The organism is Paenibacillus sp. S-12 (assembly GCF_030363895.1).
Lineage (GTDB): Bacteria > Bacillota > Bacilli > Paenibacillales > Paenibacillaceae > Paenibacillus_B > Paenibacillus_B alvei.
This window is the reverse complement of sequence record NZ_JASIUF010000013.1, coordinates 84,523-102,364: the sequence shown is the minus strand read 5'-3', so window position 1 is coordinate 102,364 and position 17,842 is coordinate 84,523. Positions and strand designations below refer to the sequence as shown.

Annotated in this window: 19 protein-coding genes; 14 read left to right on the top strand and 5 right to left on the bottom strand. The window is 47.4% G+C overall.

Going from position 1 to position 17,842, the window contains the following annotated elements:
* Nucleotides 1–263: 263 nt before the first annotated feature.
* Entirely contained in the window at nucleotides 264–653 is a 390-nt protein-coding gene (locus NO352_RS13030) for a DUF2627 domain-containing protein (RefSeq protein WP_268599712.1), read from the bottom strand.
* Nucleotides 654–831: 178 nt separating this feature from the next.
* Here NO352_RS13030 and lpdA point away from each other — a divergent pair, with 178 nt between their 5' ends.
* From lpdA to lipB, 5 genes are all read left to right on the top strand, one after another.
* Nucleotides 832–2,259 carry a dihydrolipoyl dehydrogenase gene (gene lpdA, locus NO352_RS13025; RefSeq protein ID WP_005546762.1) on the top strand — a complete coding sequence of 476 codons (1,428 nt, stop codon included), beginning with the start codon at nucleotides 832–834 and terminating at the stop codon, nucleotides 2,257–2,259.
* A gap of 185 nt (nucleotides 2,260–2,444) precedes the next feature.
* Nucleotides 2,445–3,476: a thiamine pyrophosphate-dependent dehydrogenase E1 component subunit alpha gene (locus tag NO352_RS13020; protein WP_005546764.1), complete on the top strand. Its 1,032-nt coding sequence runs from the start codon at nucleotides 2,445–2,447 to the stop codon at nucleotides 3,474–3,476.
* Entirely contained in the window at nucleotides 3,467–4,450 is a 984-nt protein-coding gene (locus NO352_RS13015) for an alpha-ketoacid dehydrogenase subunit beta (RefSeq protein WP_289355850.1), read from the top strand. Before NO352_RS13020 ends, NO352_RS13015 begins: the two co-directional genes overlap by 10 nt.
* 86 nt (nucleotides 4,451–4,536) lie before the next feature.
* A complete protein-coding gene (locus tag NO352_RS13010) occupies nucleotides 4,537–5,925 on the top strand; it encodes a dihydrolipoamide acetyltransferase family protein (protein ID WP_289355849.1) in 1,389 nt (462 codons plus the stop codon).
* Between the two features lie 41 nt (nucleotides 5,926–5,966).
* On the top strand, nucleotides 5,967–6,683 hold the full coding sequence (lipB, locus tag NO352_RS13005; protein ID WP_289355848.1) for a lipoyl(octanoyl) transferase LipB: 717 nt from the start codon (nucleotides 5,967–5,969) through the stop codon (nucleotides 6,681–6,683).
* A 129-nt stretch (nucleotides 6,684–6,812) separates the two neighbouring features.
* Here the strand turns inward: lipB and prli42 are convergent, their stop codons facing one another.
* Nucleotides 6,813–6,914 (bottom strand): stressosome-associated protein Prli42, encoded by a 102-nt coding sequence (gene prli42 / locus NO352_RS13000; RefSeq protein ID WP_005546772.1) that lies wholly within the window; start codon nucleotides 6,912–6,914, stop codon nucleotides 6,813–6,815.
* Nucleotides 6,915–6,994: 80 nt separating this feature from the next.
* Between prli42 and NO352_RS12995 the strand changes: the two genes are divergently transcribed.
* The gene (locus NO352_RS12995) at nucleotides 6,995–8,125 is read left to right on the top strand and encodes a M20/M25/M40 family metallo-hydrolase (protein WP_262866604.1); all 1,131 of its coding nucleotides are present in this window, start codon (nucleotides 6,995–6,997) and stop codon (nucleotides 8,123–8,125) included.
* Between the two features lie 170 nt (nucleotides 8,126–8,295).
* On the opposite strand, the gene NO352_RS12990 is transcribed toward NO352_RS12995, so the two are convergent.
* Nucleotides 8,296–8,484, bottom strand: a complete 189-nt coding sequence (locus NO352_RS12990) for a hypothetical protein (protein ID WP_005546778.1) — start codon at nucleotides 8,482–8,484, stop codon at nucleotides 8,296–8,298.
* A gap of 94 nt (nucleotides 8,485–8,578) precedes the next feature.
* Here NO352_RS12990 and NO352_RS12985 point away from each other — a divergent pair, with 94 nt between their 5' ends.
* The 4 genes from NO352_RS12985 (at nucleotide 8,579) to fur (ending at nucleotide 11,726) form a co-directional block, all read left to right on the top strand.
* Complete coding sequence (locus NO352_RS12985) at nucleotides 8,579–9,160, top strand: NUDIX domain-containing protein (RefSeq protein WP_268599706.1); 582 nt, start codon at nucleotides 8,579–8,581, stop codon at nucleotides 9,158–9,160.
* Nucleotides 9,161–9,164: 4 nt separating this feature from the next.
* Nucleotides 9,165–10,394, top strand: coding sequence for an endonuclease Q family protein (locus NO352_RS12980; RefSeq protein WP_005546782.1), 1,230 nt, complete (start codon nucleotides 9,165–9,167; stop codon nucleotides 10,392–10,394).
* A gap of 89 nt (nucleotides 10,395–10,483) precedes the next feature.
* Nucleotides 10,484–11,122 carry a stage II sporulation protein M gene (gene spoIIM, locus NO352_RS12975; RefSeq protein WP_005546784.1) on the top strand — a complete coding sequence of 213 codons (639 nt, stop codon included), beginning with the start codon at nucleotides 10,484–10,486 and terminating at the stop codon, nucleotides 11,120–11,122.
* 130 nt (nucleotides 11,123–11,252) lie between these two features.
* Complete coding sequence (gene fur, locus NO352_RS12970; protein WP_005546785.1) at nucleotides 11,253–11,726, top strand: ferric iron uptake transcriptional regulator; 474 nt, start codon at nucleotides 11,253–11,255, stop codon at nucleotides 11,724–11,726.
* Between the two features lie 173 nt (nucleotides 11,727–11,899).
* Here fur and NO352_RS12965 read toward each other — a convergent pair whose 3' ends face one another.
* Nucleotides 11,900–13,294: a S8 family peptidase gene (locus NO352_RS12965; protein ID WP_289355846.1), complete on the bottom strand. Its 1,395-nt coding sequence runs from the start codon at nucleotides 13,292–13,294 to the stop codon at nucleotides 11,900–11,902.
* A 207-nt stretch (nucleotides 13,295–13,501) separates the two neighbouring features.
* On the opposite strand from NO352_RS12965, the gene NO352_RS12960 reads away from it, so the two are divergent.
* From NO352_RS12960 to NO352_RS12945, 4 genes are all read left to right on the top strand, one after another.
* Nucleotides 13,502–13,738: a DUF4227 family protein gene (locus tag NO352_RS12960; protein WP_005546789.1), complete on the top strand. Its 237-nt coding sequence runs from the start codon at nucleotides 13,502–13,504 to the stop codon at nucleotides 13,736–13,738.
* Nucleotides 13,739–13,853: 115 nt separating this feature from the next.
* Entirely contained in the window at nucleotides 13,854–14,783 is a 930-nt protein-coding gene (locus tag NO352_RS12955; RefSeq protein ID WP_289355845.1) for a tyrosine recombinase, read from the top strand.
* A 63-nt stretch (nucleotides 14,784–14,846) separates the two neighbouring features.
* Complete coding sequence (locus NO352_RS12950) at nucleotides 14,847–16,037, top strand: phosphopentomutase (RefSeq protein ID WP_289355844.1); 1,191 nt, start codon at nucleotides 14,847–14,849, stop codon at nucleotides 16,035–16,037.
* Between the two features lie 54 nt (nucleotides 16,038–16,091).
* A complete protein-coding gene (locus NO352_RS12945; protein ID WP_005546794.1) occupies nucleotides 16,092–16,919 on the top strand; it encodes a purine-nucleoside phosphorylase in 828 nt (275 codons plus the stop codon).
* On the opposite strand, the gene NO352_RS12940 is transcribed toward NO352_RS12945, so the two are convergent.
* Nucleotides 16,912–17,502 carry a hypothetical protein gene (locus tag NO352_RS12940; RefSeq protein WP_289355843.1) on the bottom strand — a complete coding sequence of 197 codons (591 nt, stop codon included), beginning with the start codon at nucleotides 17,500–17,502 and terminating at the stop codon, nucleotides 16,912–16,914. The genes NO352_RS12945 and NO352_RS12940 overlap by 8 nt on opposite strands.
* Nucleotides 17,503–17,842 lie beyond the last annotated feature (340 nt).

The following is a 17,842-nucleotide window of genomic DNA, read 5'->3' as shown; positions in this document are numbered from 1 at the left end:
TTGGATCCTCGGAAAAGGAAGAGAACACACCCCAACGGCAAGAGCCTCCATCACAGCCAGCACCTGCACTTGATGCACGTGAACTGGTTGACCAGGAACTTGCTCGTTTGAAGGAAAAGCTGGCTAAGAAAGAAGAATAAATACCAATAACAAGGGCCTCTATCGTCACAAAACAGTGATAATAGAGGCCCTTTTTCATGCAAATGTAGTTAATTTTATTCTGAATTCATCGTGTAAACGAATACAATGTGTTACCGACCGAATTAGGAACCACTAGAGTGATTCGTGCGCTCTTCTTGTAGTCCGGATATACTCGAAGTCTGCTCTCCACCTTTTGCAGAAGTTTTCACACCTGGTCGGAGGGATGGAGGTTTAGGACGTTTCTCACGGAAGCGTGTGGCCACATAATTGCGCTTACGGTCACGATAAAATATCCAGCCTCCAATGAAGCCTACGCCTAGAATAAATAGCAGCAGACCAATGGTGAAGGGCACCCATTGGAATACGGGGGCAGTCAGCTTGTCATTTCCGTGATCGACCACATAGTCGAATATCGCATTTTTCATAAGCAGAAAGCCGCTTGTCGCGATAACTCCCGGAATGGCCAGGAGCAGAACCGCAATAAATCGAGTGATAACATGGGTTTGCTTCATTATGTTCTTCACCTGCTCACATCTATGTAAGTTAGCTTAATATTACCTTGATTGCGCTTACTTGTCTAATGTTTCCTCTCTTAGAACTGAACAGAATGACAGTTGTCATGTTTGCGGCGCAAAGAAAAGGGAGTACAATAGAACCATCGGAAAATGAACGAAAAGGAGAGTTGCTTGCATGACGAAACAAGTAGATGTTGCGATCTTGGGAGGAGGAACTGGGGGTTATATTGCTGCAATAGCGGCGGCCCAGGCAGGAAAATCAGTCGCTGTCATTGAACGTGAGAAGCTGGGAGGAACTTGCTTGCACCGTGGATGCATACCTAGCAAGGCGCTGCTTCGAAGTGCGGAGATTTACCGTCAAGCAGGAGAAGCAGCTTCATTCGGCGTCGAAATTGAAGGGATGAGGTTGAACTTCGATCGGGTACAGGCTCGAAAACAGAAGGTTGTTGACCAGCTTCATAATGGTGTGCAATTTTTAATGAAGAAGTACAATATCGAAGTGATTCGTGGGGTAGGACGCATTATGGGGCCTTCTATCTTTTCACCGAAGAGCGGCTCGGTTGCTGTGGAATGTGAAGACGGAGAAGCGATTACGGTCGTTCCGAACTATGTCATCATTGCTACAGGCTCACGTCCGCGCAAGCTGCAGGGGCTTCCCGTGGATCATCCATCTATAGTGACGACAGACGAAGCGTTGGAGTGGGATGAACTGCCGAAGCGGGTGGCTATACTAGGTGGAGGAGTTATCGGGGTAGAATGGGCATCTATGCTGATAGACTTTGGCGTAGAGGTTACAGTTATCGAGTCTGCTTCTCATCTTATACCTCAAGAGGATAAGGATGTGTCAACCGAACTTCAGCGGCAGCTGGCAAAGCGTGGAGTGCGTATACATACAGATGCAATTGTAGAATCTGAGAAGGTTCAGATAGATTCAGATACAGGAGAAGTAAGGCTCCAAATCACTGCGAAGGGGCAAGCAGTAGACATAACTGCAGACAAGCTGCTTGTATGTATTGGGAGACAGGCCAATATCGAGAACATTGGATTGGAAAATGCGGGTATCGAATACAGTAACGGCCGAATTACAGTTAATGAATATATGCAGACAAATGAATCCCACATATACGCAATTGGCGATGTCATCGGGGGACTCCAGCTTGCACACGCAGCATCTGCTGAAGGGATATTGGCAGTTCGTCATCTATGCGGCGAGGCTCAATACACCATTGACTCCCACCGTATTCCTCGCTGTATCTACACTTCTCCAGAGACAGCATCAATTGGATGGACAGAAAAGGAAGCAGTCGAAGCTGGATATTCGATTAAGACGAGTAAAGTTCCTTTCAAGGCAATAGGGAAGGCAATCGTACAAGGTGATACGTCAGGATTCGTGAAAATAATTGCAAATTCGAGCACAAATGATCTGCTCGGTGTACATATCGTTGGGCCTCATGCTACAGAATTGATCGGCGAAGCCGCGGTTGCCCAGTGGCTGGATGCTACACCGTGGGAAGTAGGAGAGGTTATTCACCCGCATCCTTCTCTCAGTGAGATTATGGGCGAAGCTATGCTTGCTGTTGATGGTCGCGCATTAAATCTATAAAGGATGCGAGGAGTCTGACGTTTTCTTTTGGGAATGTTCAGAGTATAATAGTTTTTAGGCTCTAGTCTTAGTACCTGGTATTAGATAACTGACCACTGTTCATTATCCTGACTGCAATGGTACTCTTACCTGCTCTACGCGGCAGGATAAGGACGAATGATGCAACAATAAAGGAGGATGACTCCATGACACCAGATATGACAACTCGTCAACTGACGAGACATGAAGAACTTGGTCTGTCCCATAAGCAGGCATTGGAAATGTACCGAATGATGCTTCAAGCGCGGATGTATGATGAACGTGCGCTTTTGCTGCAGCGTGCCGGCAAAATTAATTTCCATGTATCAGGGATTGGCCAAGAAGCAGCGCAAATTGGCGCAGCATTTGCACTTGATCATCAGAAAGACTATTTCTTGCCATATTACCGGGATTATGGATTTGTGATGTCGGTTGGGATGACTGTACGTGAGCTTATGCTAGCATTATTCGGCAAGGCAGGCGACCCGAACAGCGGAGGACGCCAAATGCCAGGTCACTTTGGCTGCAAGCGGCTGCGGATCGTAACAGGATCAAGTCCAGTCACGACACAGGTTCCACATGCGGCAGGTATCGCACTAGCCACGAAAATGCGCAATGAGGATGCGGTATCCTTCGTAACGCTTGGAGAAGGATCAAGCAACCAAGGCGACTTCCATGAAGGCTGCAACTTCGCCGGTGTGCACAAGCTGCCGACGATCATTATGGTAGAGAACAATCAATACGCCATCTCGGTGCCGATTGCGAAGCAAATAGCAGGTCGGGTTTGCGATCGGGCTTTAGGCTACGGCTTCCCTGGAGTTCAGGTTGACGGTTGTGATGTGCTTGAGGTATACCGGATTGTGAAGGAAGCACGTGAGCGTGCTGTTCGAGGCGAGGGGCCTACACTCATTGAAGCAGTCATGTACCGCTTGTCTCCACATTCCACTTCAGACAATGACATGGCATACCGTACAAAGGAAGAAGTGGAGGAGCATCGCAAGAAGGACGGGCTTCCTCGCTTCAAGGCATACTTGATGGAGTGCGGTATATGGTCGGAAGAGGAGGATGCAGCCTTACGTGCTGAATTGAAGGCTGTGCTTGACGACGCAACTTCTTATGGCGAACAGGCGCCATTCCCGCAAGCAGAAGAAGCGCTGAAGCATGTTTACGGGGAGGAGGGTCAAGGAACATGGCAGTAATGGAATACATTGATGCAATTCGTTTGGCAATGAAGGAAGAAATGGAGCGAGATAAGAGCGTATTCGTGCTTGGTGAGGATGTCGGTGTGAAGGGCGGCGTTTTTACTACGACGAAAGGTCTATATGAGCAGTTTGGTGAAGCTCGTGCCCTTGATACTCCGCTTGCTGAATCAGCAATTGCAGGTGTTGCTATTGGCGCAGCAATGGTCGGTATGAAGCCGATTGCGGAAATGCAGTATTCAGACTTCATGTTCCCGGCAACGAACCAAATCATTAGTGAAGCGGCGAAGATCAGATATCGCTCGAACAATGATTGGACCTGTCCACTTGTTGTACGTGCTCCAATTGGGGGGGGCGTTGCGGGAGGGTTATATCATTCCCAATGCCCTGAATCGGTATTTTTCGGTACACCGGGATTAAAAATAGTAGCTCCGGCCACTGCATATGACGCGAAGGGAATGCTGAAGGCAGCGGTTCGTGATCCAGATCCGGTTATTTTCTTTGAGAACAAGAAGTGCTATCGGATGATCTCAGGAGAGGTTCCGGCTGACGATTATATAGTGCCAATTGGCAAAGCGAACGTAGTTCGTCAAGGAACAGATTTAACGGTTATCGCATACAGCTTGCCCGTCCATTTTGCACTGCAGGCTGCGGATGAATTGGCGAAGGAGGGTATCAGTGCGCATGTGCTGGACTTACGGACGATTCAACCGCTTGATCGTACAGCGATACTCGAGGCTGTATCGAAGACTGGCAAGGTGCTCATTATTCACGAGGATAACAAGACTGGTGGCGTAGGGGCGGAGGTAGCAGCGATTATTGCAGAAGAGCTGCTCTACGATCTCGATGCACCGATACAACGCTTGTGCGGACCGGATGTGCCAGCAATGCCTTATAGTCCTCCGATGGAGAAATTCTTCATGCTAAGCAAGGACAAAGTGAAGGAAGCGATGCGCCAATTGGCGATCTTCTAATTGAATGGCAGACGGCCAGAGGTGAGGAGCTTATTTTCTAATTTTAGAGCTTCTCTCCAGGCCGTACAGAACGGGAGTGTGAAACGATGTCTTCAAATCATGGAACAGAAGTATTAATGCCGCAACTGGCGGAGTCGCTCGTACAGGCGACGATTGGCAAATGGCTGAAACGTCCTGGTGATGCCTTTGATGCATATGAGCCGATTTGTGAGGTGATTACGGACAAGGTAGTTGCGGAATTGCCTGCAACTGAAGCAGGAATTATGCGCGAGATTGTAGCTCACGAAGGGGAGACAGTTGCAGTTGGCGCGGTAATCTGCCGTGTTGAGCCGCAAGGAGCGACATCTGCACCAGTGTCTGCAACAAATGTCTCTGAGCCGAAGCCTCAGCAATCAGCAAATGCTCAAGGCAATCACACTGGGCAGGATATGCGCAATCGCTATTCACCGGCTGTACAGCGCCTTGCTCAGGAGCATGGCATTGATTTGCAGCGTATAGCTGGTTCTGGATTGGGTGGTCGTATTACACGCAAGGATGTTATGGCGGCGATCGAAGCTGGCGGAGAAGCAGTTGTAATACCTTCGGGGCCAGCATCTGCGGGCTCGGTAGGCAACGTGCCAACTGCAGCGCCAAGTATGGGGATATCTGGCGGAGCTGCCATGCCGCAATCTGTTTTTGTTCAGCAAGCTAGTGGGCCTGTACGCCATACTGGGCTGCATTTAACTGAAACACCGCGCATTCCTTCTATTGAAATTGAGGGCAGCGGACAAGCAGGCAATGGAGAGACCTTCATTGACGTAACGCCGATTAGGCATACAATTGCGACACGCATGCGTCAGAGTGTTTCTGAAATACCGCATGCTTGGACGACTATTGAGGTCGATGTAACGGATCTCGTACAGCTTCGCAACAAGATTAAGGATGAATTCAAGCGCAAGGAAGGCATTAACCTGACTTATTTGGCATTCGTACTCAAGGCGATTGTTAATGCTATCAAGGATTACCCAATTATGAACTCAGTATGGGCTGTCGATAAAATTATCGTGAAGCGCGATATTAACCTGTCTTTGGCTGTAGGTACGGAAGATTCGGTATTGACGCCTGTCATTAAGAAGGCAGACCAAAAAAATATTGCGGGCTTAGCAAGAGAAATTGATGAGCTGGCACGCAAAACGAGAGAAGGAACATTGTCTCCGAATGATATGCAGGGCGGAACATTTACGGTGAACAATACTGGCTCATTCGGTTCCATTCTATCGTATCCGATTATTAACTATCCGCAAGCCGCGATTCTTACGTTCGAATCGATCGTGAAGAAGCCTGTCGTCATTAATGATATGATTGCGGTTCGCTCCATGGCGAACATGTGTCTATCTTTGGATCATCGGATTCTCGACGGCGTAATTTGCGGAAGATTTTTGCAGCGTGTAAAAGAAAATCTTGAAGGCTTCTCATTGGACACGAAAGTGTATTAAAATAAGATCAGCACGAATCGACAGAAGAAAGCGTGATAACAATGAGTAATGAATGGAACAAATTGGACAAGGCTCTTCGTGTAACGTACATGGATCGCATCGATTATGACGCAGCATGGGATTTACAAAAAAAACTCGTCCGTGCCATTGATGATGGAACGAGAGAGGATACGCTGCTGCTGCTTGAGCATCCGCCTACGTATACAATCGGTTCTCAGCGTCATCCTGAGCATTTGCTGCTTAGCAAGGATGAACTTGAACGTCAAGGGATAGCGCTGTATGAGATTGATCGCGGTGGGGATATTACATATCACGGTCCAGGCCAGCTTGTTGGCTATCCGTTAGTGCTATTGGATGGGCCTCAATTAGATCTTCATGGTTATTTGCGATCGCTTGAAGAAGCTATTATTCAATTTCTTGCAACATTCGGTGTAACAGGAACCCGGAAGCCAGAGTATACCGGTGTGTGGGTTGGCAATGTTAAAATAGCGGCGATTGGTGTGAAATTTAATAAATGCAGACACCGTCGTGGTTTTGTAACTAGCCATGGCTTTGCACTGAATGTGAAGAGTGGTATTCAGCATGAAGGGTTCTCAGGCATTATTCCGTGTGGAATTAGTGAATACGGAGTAACTTCTTTAGAGGACTGTACAGGACAATCCTTAACCGTTGAGCAAGTGGGTCAATTGTTGCTGCCACATCTTATTCATGTGTTCGGATTCGAAGCGGCTCAGATGGATACGTCGTTGTCGGTGTAAGAGGGTGCAAGTTAGAACAAGCCATGCGATTTCTCGCATGGCTTGTCCCGTAGCCGTTCAACTTGATTCTGGTTATGTGGTTGCTTGATCGATGCAGCTATGTGGCCCCAGCTTATTCTGCTTGAAGCACTAGCCATATATGAATGGCTCGACAATCACAAGCACGGTGGATGCGAGCATCGCGGCGAGCATGACATAAATAATAATTTTAAACCATCGTTTGGATTGCATGAGGGCAGAGAACTCCTTTCATCATTAAATCATGAGTTATTCTCTATTGTACATTAAATAATCGTTTGGAGGAAAGAGATATGGTTCAACAAGAAAGACTTGTAAAGCATTTTATGGAACTGGTTCAAATTGATAGTGAGACAAAAAACGAACGCGCGATCTGCGATGCATTGAAACAGCAATTCGAGGCGCTTGGCTTACAGGTATCGGAAGACGACACAACAGCTGAAACCGGTCATGGGGCAGGCAACCTGATAGTGAATTGGCCAGCTACAGAAGGACAAGAGAATGCAAAGCGTTTATTCTTTACTTCTCATATGGATACTGTTACACCAGGTAATGGCATTAAACCACAGCTTGGTGAGGATGGATATATCCGCAGCGACGGCACGACAATTCTTGGTTCAGACGACAAGGCAGGGCTTGCTGCGATGTTCGAAGCTATCCGACTCATTCAAGAATCGAATACGCCGCATGGCACGATTCAATTCATCATTACAGTTGGTGAGGAATCCGGTCTTGTAGGCGCCCGTGCAATGGACAGTAGCCACTTGCAGGCTGATTTCGGTTATGCGCTGGACTCTAACGGTGAAATCGGAGCGATCGCGGTAGCTGCTCCAACACAAGCCAAAATTACGATGGAAGTATTCGGCAAGTCCGCTCATGCGGGCGTGAATCCGGAAGATGGCATCAGCGCAATTCAAGTTGCCAGCAAAGCGATCTCTCGAATGCCGCTTGGCCGCATTGACCACGAAACGACTGCTAACATCGGCAAATTCGAAGGTGGTGGCGCAACAAACATTGTATGCGATTATGTGAAGCTGCATGCGGAAGCGCGTAGTATCGTACAGCATAAAGTTGAGGCTCAAGCGAAGGCAATGAAGGAAGCGCTCGTGAGCGCAGCTGAGGAATGTGGAGCAAAGGCTGAGTTCCATAGTGATATTGTGTATCCTGCATTCCAGTTTACAGAGAAGGATGAAGTCGTACAGCTTGCGAAGCGGGCAATCGAAAGCATCGGTGCAACGACTCGCTTGTTCCATTCGGGCGGTGGCAGCGATGCGAACATCTTCAATGGCATGGGTGTGCCGACAGTAAACTTGGCGGTAGGATACTTGGACATTCATACAACGAAAGAACGTATTCACGTATCCGACTTGGTGAAAACAAGCGAATTAGTTGTAGCCATTATTCAACAAGCTGCACAAGCATAACACATTACTCATGGAATACGACTTTTTGATGGATGCGGCCATGCTATCTACCATTAGGTAAGAAAAGCATAATTGACTGCCTCAAAATTAGAATAGTAAAGCCCTTGTTCAATGAGAATCATGAACAAGGGCTTTTTGGTATTTAGAGACTTTGCGCATAAGTTGAAGAGTTATTTTGCATCGTAAGAGGTGAAGGCAATTTGTTTTTTGCTGAAATTTCCACGGTTCGCTTGCTGTTGAACCAGCTCTGATATTGAAGTGTTGCCTCCATGGCGCATCATGAGGCGGCGCAGCTCAACCATTACCTCTTGCTTCTTACCTACTAGCAGCATTTCTTGTTCTTGATATATTCGCTGCATTCATGCATCACTCCCGGATCGAATCGGACAAGCCGTAATGATATAATGAGTATGTTCTAGTGAACGGGAATATGACATAAAGGAGAAAGAGAATATGAATGAACATCAAAGACCGATACAGACATGCAATCACCTGGAAGAAGTTACAATTGAGACCAAGTCCATATTTGATGGAAAAATCATTAAGCTCCAAGTAGATACGGTTAAGCTTCCAGACGGATCAACTGCTACAAGAGAGATTGTCCGTCATCCTGGTGCAGTTGCCGTGCTAGCTATCAAAGGGGAGAAAATGCTCGTTGTCGAGCAATATCGTAAACCGCTTGGTCGCAATCAGGTTGAAATTCCCGCTGGCAAACTTGATCCGGGCGAGCAGCCAATAGAGGCAGCGATGCGAGAACTCGAGGAAGAGACGGGATATCGAGCGAATACTCTTATTCCATTAGGCTCCTTTTATACGTCGCCTGGCTTTGCAGATGAAATCATTTATTTATATGCAGCAGAGCAATTGACAGCAGGTGAAGCGCATACAGATGAGGATGAGTTCCTTGAGGTAGGCGCGATGACCTTAGAAGAGGCTTTCGATGCGATGCGTGATGGGAGTATTAGTGATGCGAAGACAATCAATGCGATGTATGCGTGGCAAATTTACAAATTGACTGGAAAGTGGCCGGTGTAAGCAAATGAACAACGCAGCAGGAAGCAAGCCAAACGATGCGCTTCATACGATGTATGGGGATTTCCATATCCATATTGGCAGCACGTCCGATGGACGGCCTGTTAAAATAAGCGCCAGCCGCAATTTAACCTTTGAGGCAATTGCACAGGAGGCATCGGAACGCAAAGGAGTCCACTTAATTGGCATCATCGATGCCCATGCGCCGGGTGTTCTGCGGGATATCTCGGCACTTCTCGATAAGGGGGAGATGGAGGAGCTTGCCGACGGAGGAATTCGGTACAAGGATACAACTTTGTTTTTGGGAACGGAGCTAGAGATCCGTGAAGAAGGATATGGTATCGCCCATGTGCTCTGTTACTTGCCGAACATAAATGCAATGGAGCGCTTCTCAAGCTGGCTTGCACCTCATGTAACGAATATGAATTTATCGTCGCAGCGTGTTTATTTGTCTGGTCGTACCCTGCAAGAAGAAACGGCGGCGTATGGTGGTTTGTTCGTGCCTGCACATGTATTTACTCCTTATAAGAGCATATATGGGAATTGCGCAGATCGAATGGCCGACATACTGGATTTAGAGCTGATAGACGCTGTAGAACTTGGATTGAGTGCCGATACGGAAATGGCAAGCTGTATCTCTGAATTGGATCGCTTTACGCTTCTGACGAACTCGGATGCGCATTCTCTAAGTAAAATCGCAAGGGAATATAATGCACTTGCCATGGCATCTCCTACATTCAAGGAATGGGCAATGGCGCTTCGTAGCGAAGCGGGGCGCAAGGTTACAGCCAATTACGGCCTTAATCCTCGTCTTGGAAAATATCATCGTACGTCATGTGCCAATTGTGGTCATGTCCTGGATGGGATCGTTATCGATGGTACTTTAAGTGAAGTACAGCCTATCTGTGAGAAGTGCGGCTCAAAGAAGTTTATTCGCGGTGTATCGGATCGGATTCAATCTATCGCTGACCGCGAAGCGACATGTCTCGCTCACCGCCCACCATACTGTATGCAAATTCCGCTCGAGTTCATACCTGGCGTAGGGAAGCGAACGCTGGCTAAGCTGCTGGGGCATTTTGGAACAGAGATGAACGTCCTGCATCATGCCACGGAAGAAGAACTCAAGCAAGTAGTTGGACAAGCAACGGCAGAGCTTATCGTGCTTGCTCGTAGCGGACAATTATCTCTGCAAAGCGGAGGCGGCGGGACTTATGGCAAAGTAATTGCCGGGGAATAGATTTCAAAATCATAAATGGACGAGCTGGAGCATAAATTGGATGGACGAGATATTCGTCACTGTAACCTACTAGAAAGGGGCCTTCATCCATGAAGCCGATTGCTCAGTCTTTTCGTGCTCAGCTCCATTTATATATTTTCGTATCTGTTCTTTTCCTTGTCGGCGTTGTATTTGGCTCCTTGCTTGTCAATGCTTTGACATTGGAGCAGCAACAGGATATAGGCAGCCATGTCAATCAATTTGTATCGACGATGGGGCAGGAGTCAGCTGCTTCGAATTTAGCTGGAGTCGGTGGGGAGACGTTCTTAAGCTCGACGATGTTCTATGTCAAATGGGTAGCACTCATTGCACTGCTCGGCATATCCATTATCGGCTTTCCTCTTGTACTTGCACTTGTGTTCGCAAAGGGCGTATTTATCGGATTTTCGGTAGGGACGCTTATTAGCCAATATGCATGGAGGGGTGTTCTGTTCGCACTCGTATCTGTCGCCCCGCATAACATTGTTGCGATTCCTTTTTTGATGATTGCAAGCGTAGCCTCCATGGTATTCGCAATGCATATTTTAAAAAATCGCTTATTTGTTCCTAGAATGCAGTCATTGCGTGAACCTCTCCACCGTTTTATGACACTTCAAACTGTCTCATTGGTTGGTATGGCTGGGGTAGCTGCGATTGCAACATGGGTGTCCCCTATTATGATGAGTTGGGTCGTTCCGATGCTAAGTTGATTGAATTAAGAATGAATCGTGCCAAGAAAATTGACTTTGTGCAATTCATTTGACACTGCTTGCGTTCTCCCCCTATAATATATAGAAGTGATACAAATGAAACGTGGATGGCAGGCAAGGGGGGAGACCATTGGAAGCGCGGATTGAGAAGATTAAGCAGCAACTTCAATCCCAAGGGTACAAGCTGACACCACAGCGCGAGGCAACCGTGCGCGTCCTGCTCGAGAATGAAGAAGATCATCTTAGTGCTGAGGACGTATTCATGCTCGTGAAAGAAAAAGCGCCTGAAATCGGTCTTGCCACCGTATATCGTACATTGGAATTGTTAAGTGAGCTGCATGTCGTGGAGAAAATGAACTTCGGCGACGGCGTTGCACGATATGATTTGCGCGGAGATACGAATAAGCATCATCATCATCATTTGATATGTGTCCAATGCGGCTCTATGCAGGAGATTCGTGAGGATTGGCTTGGGCCTTTGGAAGAGCGCTTGGAGAAGGAATTTCAGTTTACTGTTGTTGATCATCGTCTTGATTTTCAAGGCATTTGCAAGAAATGCCGTGAAAAGCAGGCTGAGGAGCAGGTGGAATCACCGCAGCAGTAAGCGGGAAACTGTAATGGCGCAAGGCTGTGCCAGTACGGGGAATAGCGGCAGCTTATGAGATGGATATGATGAGAAAGCCTCGGCAGCATAGCCGAGGCTTTATTGCTTGGGATCAACGATAACGGCATAGATACATAATGAAATTAGGAATGCGAAATGTGCTTATGAAGCATTTACTCTTTGCGCATAGCAACAGATGTTCTTTTTCGGCTGTTGGCGGTGATCCGCCTTTCAACAACGAGAGTTCGGCGAGCTGCACGCTTGCGCTTCCTCCGCTGAACAGCGGCTGTTTTCTTACTGCGATTGCTTCGTGAGGAGGCTATTGCCATATAAGGAGTGATTGGAGTCGCCATAGCTGGGGCCAACTCGTAACTATTGCTAGCTTCCGCCGCTGGCTGGGATGCGATGGAAAGTGCAGAGAAGGCCTGCTCTGCTTGGATCAGACCGAATCCCTGTGAAATTCGCGAATACCCCTTGAGTGGGCGGGCATTGTTTATTAACAATTTGCGAACATGGGCGGGGCTTATTTTGCGGTTGTGAGCCAGCAGCAGGGCGACCGTTCCTGAAACATGTGGCGCTGCCATCGATGTTCCGGAATTCGCGACAAATCCTTTTTTGTTGCTAGTGGATACGATATCGCTACCTGGTGCAGCAACATCAATGCCTCGCCCGCGGCTGCTAAATGATGCAATGCGATTTTTCTTGTCCGTGGCCGCAACCGCGATGACTTCCGGGTAGCTGGCTGGCTGATCGATTTTTTTGCTGCTTTTGCCCTCGTTACCGGCTGAGGAGACAATCACAATTCCATTGCGATGAGCTCGCTTTACCATTGTTCGCAGTGATGCACTGGCTCCATTAAGTCCTAAGCTCATATTGATGACGTCCATTTTATTGCGTATGCACCATTCAAGCCCTTCCACAATATCTGAGACATATCCGTCCCCGGTCTTATCCAGAACCTTTACGGCATAGAGTTTGACCTCTGGGGCTACACCATACTGCATTCCATTTTTCCCTAGTGCAGCAACAATCCCCGCTACATGCGTTCCGTGACCATTGTCGTCCTTATAAGGGCTTCCCTTATGGATTGTGTTCACCCCACCTGCAATTTGGAGATCAGGGTGGGTAGAGATGCCGGTATCAACGATGGCGACTTTAATGCTTTTTCCTTGAGATTTCTTCCATACGGGTGGAACCTGTATGCGTTTGACTCCCCAAGGAATTTGGTCTGTTGCAGAAGAAGCCTCTGTAGTTATGGAGTCCAGATTAAAGTCTGCACGATCATAGAAGAAAGGGGATAGATGTGCTCTGACTTTCGCGTCCGTTTCAATTCTGCGGACGTGCGGATGTTTCTTCAATCGCATCAATGCTTGATGGTTGCCATCCATATGACAGCATAACATATTCGCTGAATCGACTTGCTTGACAGGTGTAATGCCGAATTTTTGTAATTCAAGTATGCATGCGTTGTAGCTTTCTTCGTCTTTTAAAATAATCATCTTGCGTATCGCTTTGCGATGAGGCCGACTGCTGACAGCCGCCTTCAACATGCGTGATAAGGTGCGCATGCTTGCTAGCCCTCCAATTCGATGCGGTTTGGCAGATCATTTGCAGGATGAATGGAATGCCATGTTGTATCGTATGAGACTAATATAGAACGGTGAAATAATCTATCCACAAAATTCATTCCTTGAATTGAGATGACCCGCATATCCGAGGGCCTGGCATCATATGTTACAGGAGAATGATTTAGCCCATCGGAAGGGGAGAACACAATGATCGTGCCATTGCGAGCCCTATTAAGACGAATTAAGTTTATGGCATTATTTCTCATGATGACCTACGCGGTTGCTTATTTTATGGGGGCAATCAGTGATTGGATTTATCCAGTGGACAAGTATCGTGAGCCGCATGGCAAGGCTGTAAAGGTGTTTCGGTGGGAAGATGAATTGGATAGAGAGCATATGACTTTTACAGAACGGCTGCGTGTGTACTACTGGTTGGGCGAGTAGGGAAATGTTTGTGCAGAGAAGGATTTAGCATGAAAGCTGTGGAAGTAGTGTAGGATTGGTTGCTTATAACAGTGATAACAGCCAGTGAAAGTCGCAAGTTAAGGAGTATAGTTCGATGGCAAGCTTACTAGAACAGCAAGTGGAAGCATATCGCAATTATTTAATGAACGAACGGCGGGTATCCTTGAATACGCAGGAAGCCTATATACGCGATATTGAGATGTTCATTGCAGCGGTTGGCGAAGGCGTGAATAGGGTCGATGAGATTCGTTCTTACCATGTTAATCAATATATGTATCAATTGAAGCGGGACGGTAGGGCGGCTTCGAGCATAGCACGCATTGCGGCCTCATTACGTTCCTTTTTTCATTTTTGTATCCACGAAGGGAGCCTGAAGCAGGATCCATCTTATGAAGTGGAGCGGCCGAAGACATCGACGAAGGCCCCTGAGATTTTGTCCCTATCGGACACAGAACGGCTTCTGTCATTACCAGACGATCGTTCGCCGTTAGGCATTCGGGATCGAGCGATGCTTGAGACTTTGTATGCGACTGGAGTTCGGGTATCGGAGCTCATGTCGCTCAACGTGGAGGATGTCCAGCCGAAGCTTGGGTTTCTGCGCTGCATGAGCGGCAAGGAGCGTGTTGTACCATTAGGGCAAGTCGCTGCGGAAGCCTTAGATCGATACTTGAACGAGTCAAGACCACAATTTATCTCCTCATCCTCGCTTGTTGGGGAAGTAGAGTATGGAGAGCAATCGGCTCTGTTCGTTAATGTGCGCGGTCAACGGATGTCACGGCAAGGCTTCTGGAAAATGGTCAAAAAATATGCGGAACAGCTGGAACTACCCTTTCCGATTACGCCTCATACTCTGCGACATTCCTTTGCCGTTCATCTGTTATCAAATGGTGCCGATGTTCGGGCTGTGCAAGAAATGCTTGGCCATGCCGATCCGGCCACAACACAGCGATATGTGGAATATATGAAGAAGTCCAGCATGAAGGAAGTCTATACATTTGCCCACCCGAGAGCGAAGAAGAAGTAACGAGAGTATGGTTCAAATCTCCTTAACATAATCTAAGATGAAGAATGAGAAGGAGTGGTAACCGTGAATAGAACTAGTAACCGATTTGGTCGTATTGCAGTTATTGTGCTGGATAGTGTTGGCATAGGGGAACTGCCAGATGCTCCGCAATTTGGCGATGCAGGCGCTCATACTTTGGGCCATATCATTGAACACAATCCGAATATAAAACTGCCGAATATACAGCGACTTGGTCTTGGAAATATTGCTGACCTGGGTACCTTGAAGGCTGTTGAACACCCAGAAGGCGTATTTGGCAAAATGGCCGAGATCTCAGTAGGCAAAGATACCATGACAGGTCATTGGGAGCTGATGGGTCTTCGCATCACTACACCGTTCAATACGTATCCAGATGGATTCCCACAGGAACTGATCGAAGCGTTCGAGAAGGAAACAGGACGGAAGGTGCTGGCCAACAAGCCTGCATCCGGGACGGAAATTCTTGAGGAATATGGCGAAGAGCAGATGAAGACGGGATCATGGATCGTTTATACATCTGCGGATAGTGTGTTCCAAATTGCGGCCCACGAGGAGATTATTCCTCTGGATGAGTTATATCGCGCATGTGAGATTGCTCGCAAATTGACGCTTTGCGAACCTCATTCCGTTGGTCGCGTCATTGCACGCCCTTATGTTGGCAAGCCAGGCGCGTATACACGAACGCCGAATCGGCACGATTATGCAATTAAGCCTCCAGCAGATACTGTGCTTAATCTTTTGCAGCAGGCAGGGAAGGACGTAATTGCGGTTGGGAAAATTAACGATATTTTCTCGGGAGAAGGCATAACCGCCTCGTATCCAACCAAGAGTAATTCCCACGGTATTGAAACCACGACCGAATTGCTGGGGCAATCCTTTGAAGGATTGTTGTTCGTCAATTTAGTGGATTTTGATTCCATGTATGGGCATCGCCGGGATCCTGTAGGCTATGCCAAGGCGTTGGAGGAATTTGATGCGGCCCTGCCAGCGATGATGGATAGAATTGGACCGAATGATTTATTAGTCATTACTGCAGATCATGGCAATGATCCCACGCATACAGGGACAGATCATACACGGGAATATGTGCCACTTCTGCTGTATAGTCCATCTTTGCAAGCTGGACAATCGCTTGGTATTCGTACAACCTATGCGGACTTAGGGGCTACAATTGCTGACAATTTCCAAGCGGGATCGCCGCAGGTGGGCACAAGCTTTTTGCATGAACTGAAATAAGGGATTACACGATCCGATACCAATCGGACGATTATGAAGAATGGGGGAGACAAAATGAGCAACACAATGACACACGATCATATTCAAGAGGCAGCAGCTTATATCCAATCCAGAATTAGTGAGACGCCAGAAGTAGGATTGATTTTGGGATCCGGACTAGGGGTACTGGCAGACTTGGTGGAACAGCCTGTTACGATTGCTTACGGGGACATTCCGCATTTCCCTGTATCCACTGTAGAAGGCCATGCTGGTGAGCTTCTGGTCGGCAAAATCGCTGGCCGTACGGTAGCACTGATGAAGGGCCGCTTCCATATGTACGAAGGATACGGCCCTGAGCTGACAGCATTCCCGGTCCGCGTTATGAAGGCAATTGGCGTATCCAAGCTGCTCGTGACGAATGCGGCAGGCGGTATCAATACTTCCTATAAGCCTGGAGACCTTATGCTTATTTCTGATCATTTGAACATGACGGGACGCAATCCGTTGATTGGTGCGAACGACAACCGGCTCGGGGCACGATTCCCAGATATGTCTCAGGCGTACAGCCCGAAGCTTCGCCAGAAGGCGAAGGAAGTTGCAGCCTCGCAGGGCGTTGAACTGCAGGAAGGCGTCTATGTTGGCTTTCTTGGCCCGAACTACGAAACGCCTGCGGAAATCCGCATGCTCCGTATACTAGGTGGCGACGCTGTAGGGATGTCTACAGTATCAGAAGTGATCGTTGCACAGCATGCAGGTATGGAAGTGCTCGGTATTTCCTGTATTAGTAACATGGCGGCAGGAATCCTTGATCAGCCGTTGTCGCACGCTGAAGTTATGGAGACAGCAGAGCTCGTTCGCGATAAGTTCCTCAAGCTTGTTATTGGGATTATCCCTGTTATGTAAGTAAGACATTTGTATGTGAAAAGGCCGCTGCATGGCTGTCCATCGATCGGGCAGTACAGCGGCTTTTTCTTATGGTTCCAGCAATATAAAATGAGCGAGTCCATTCGAAGAAGGCAATTGTATAACGTTTCAATTCGATGAGCTGATCGGTCACATAAGAATATAAAAAATGATAATACCAAATAAAATACTCCTCGAAGGAAGTTTCTGTATCGAATAGGGAAGCGTGATACGCTTGAACCAGCATAGAACGATAACCCTCGAACAGGTTGATCATATCCGCCGTAATAAGATTGGCAATGCGATGCAGTGCTTGATATTCCTCGTTGTTCAGTACAGGTATCATCAGCTTGCCGTTCTTCCACAAAGTCTCTTGCTGAATTCGATTCGCTTTAAGCTTTATTAGTGATACGATATCATTCCCAATTGGGATGCTAAGCTGGTAGAGATGCTGCCCCGACTCATGTGCGATGACCGGAAATGTCGGAACATATCGCTCCTCTTCTTTTTTGATGAGACCTTCACTGTAGAGCAAATCGATGCTATTTTTCCACTGTACCTGTGAAATAGAGATCTCTCTCATTAGCTGTTCCTCTGAATAGCCCAGATACAGCCCGATACAGATGCGATCAAGGTTATTCTTAGTAAAATCAAAATCCGGGAAATTCGAACCCCACGAGATCATTTTGTGTTCAAATTGTGACTATAGCATGATATCATCCTTTCTCGTTGTGTACTGCATTTCACTTCAAATGCTATAAATTTGTTTTCCAATTTTTTCTACTTTCACAAGAGAATCCTTCCAAGTTCTGCTCTATCTTTCGGTAAGAGTGGAATATTTTGCTTTTGAAAGGTAACACTGGATAGAAAGTGCATCCTGCTCATGTAATGCACTCAGGATGTACGCTATTTAGATAGGAGGG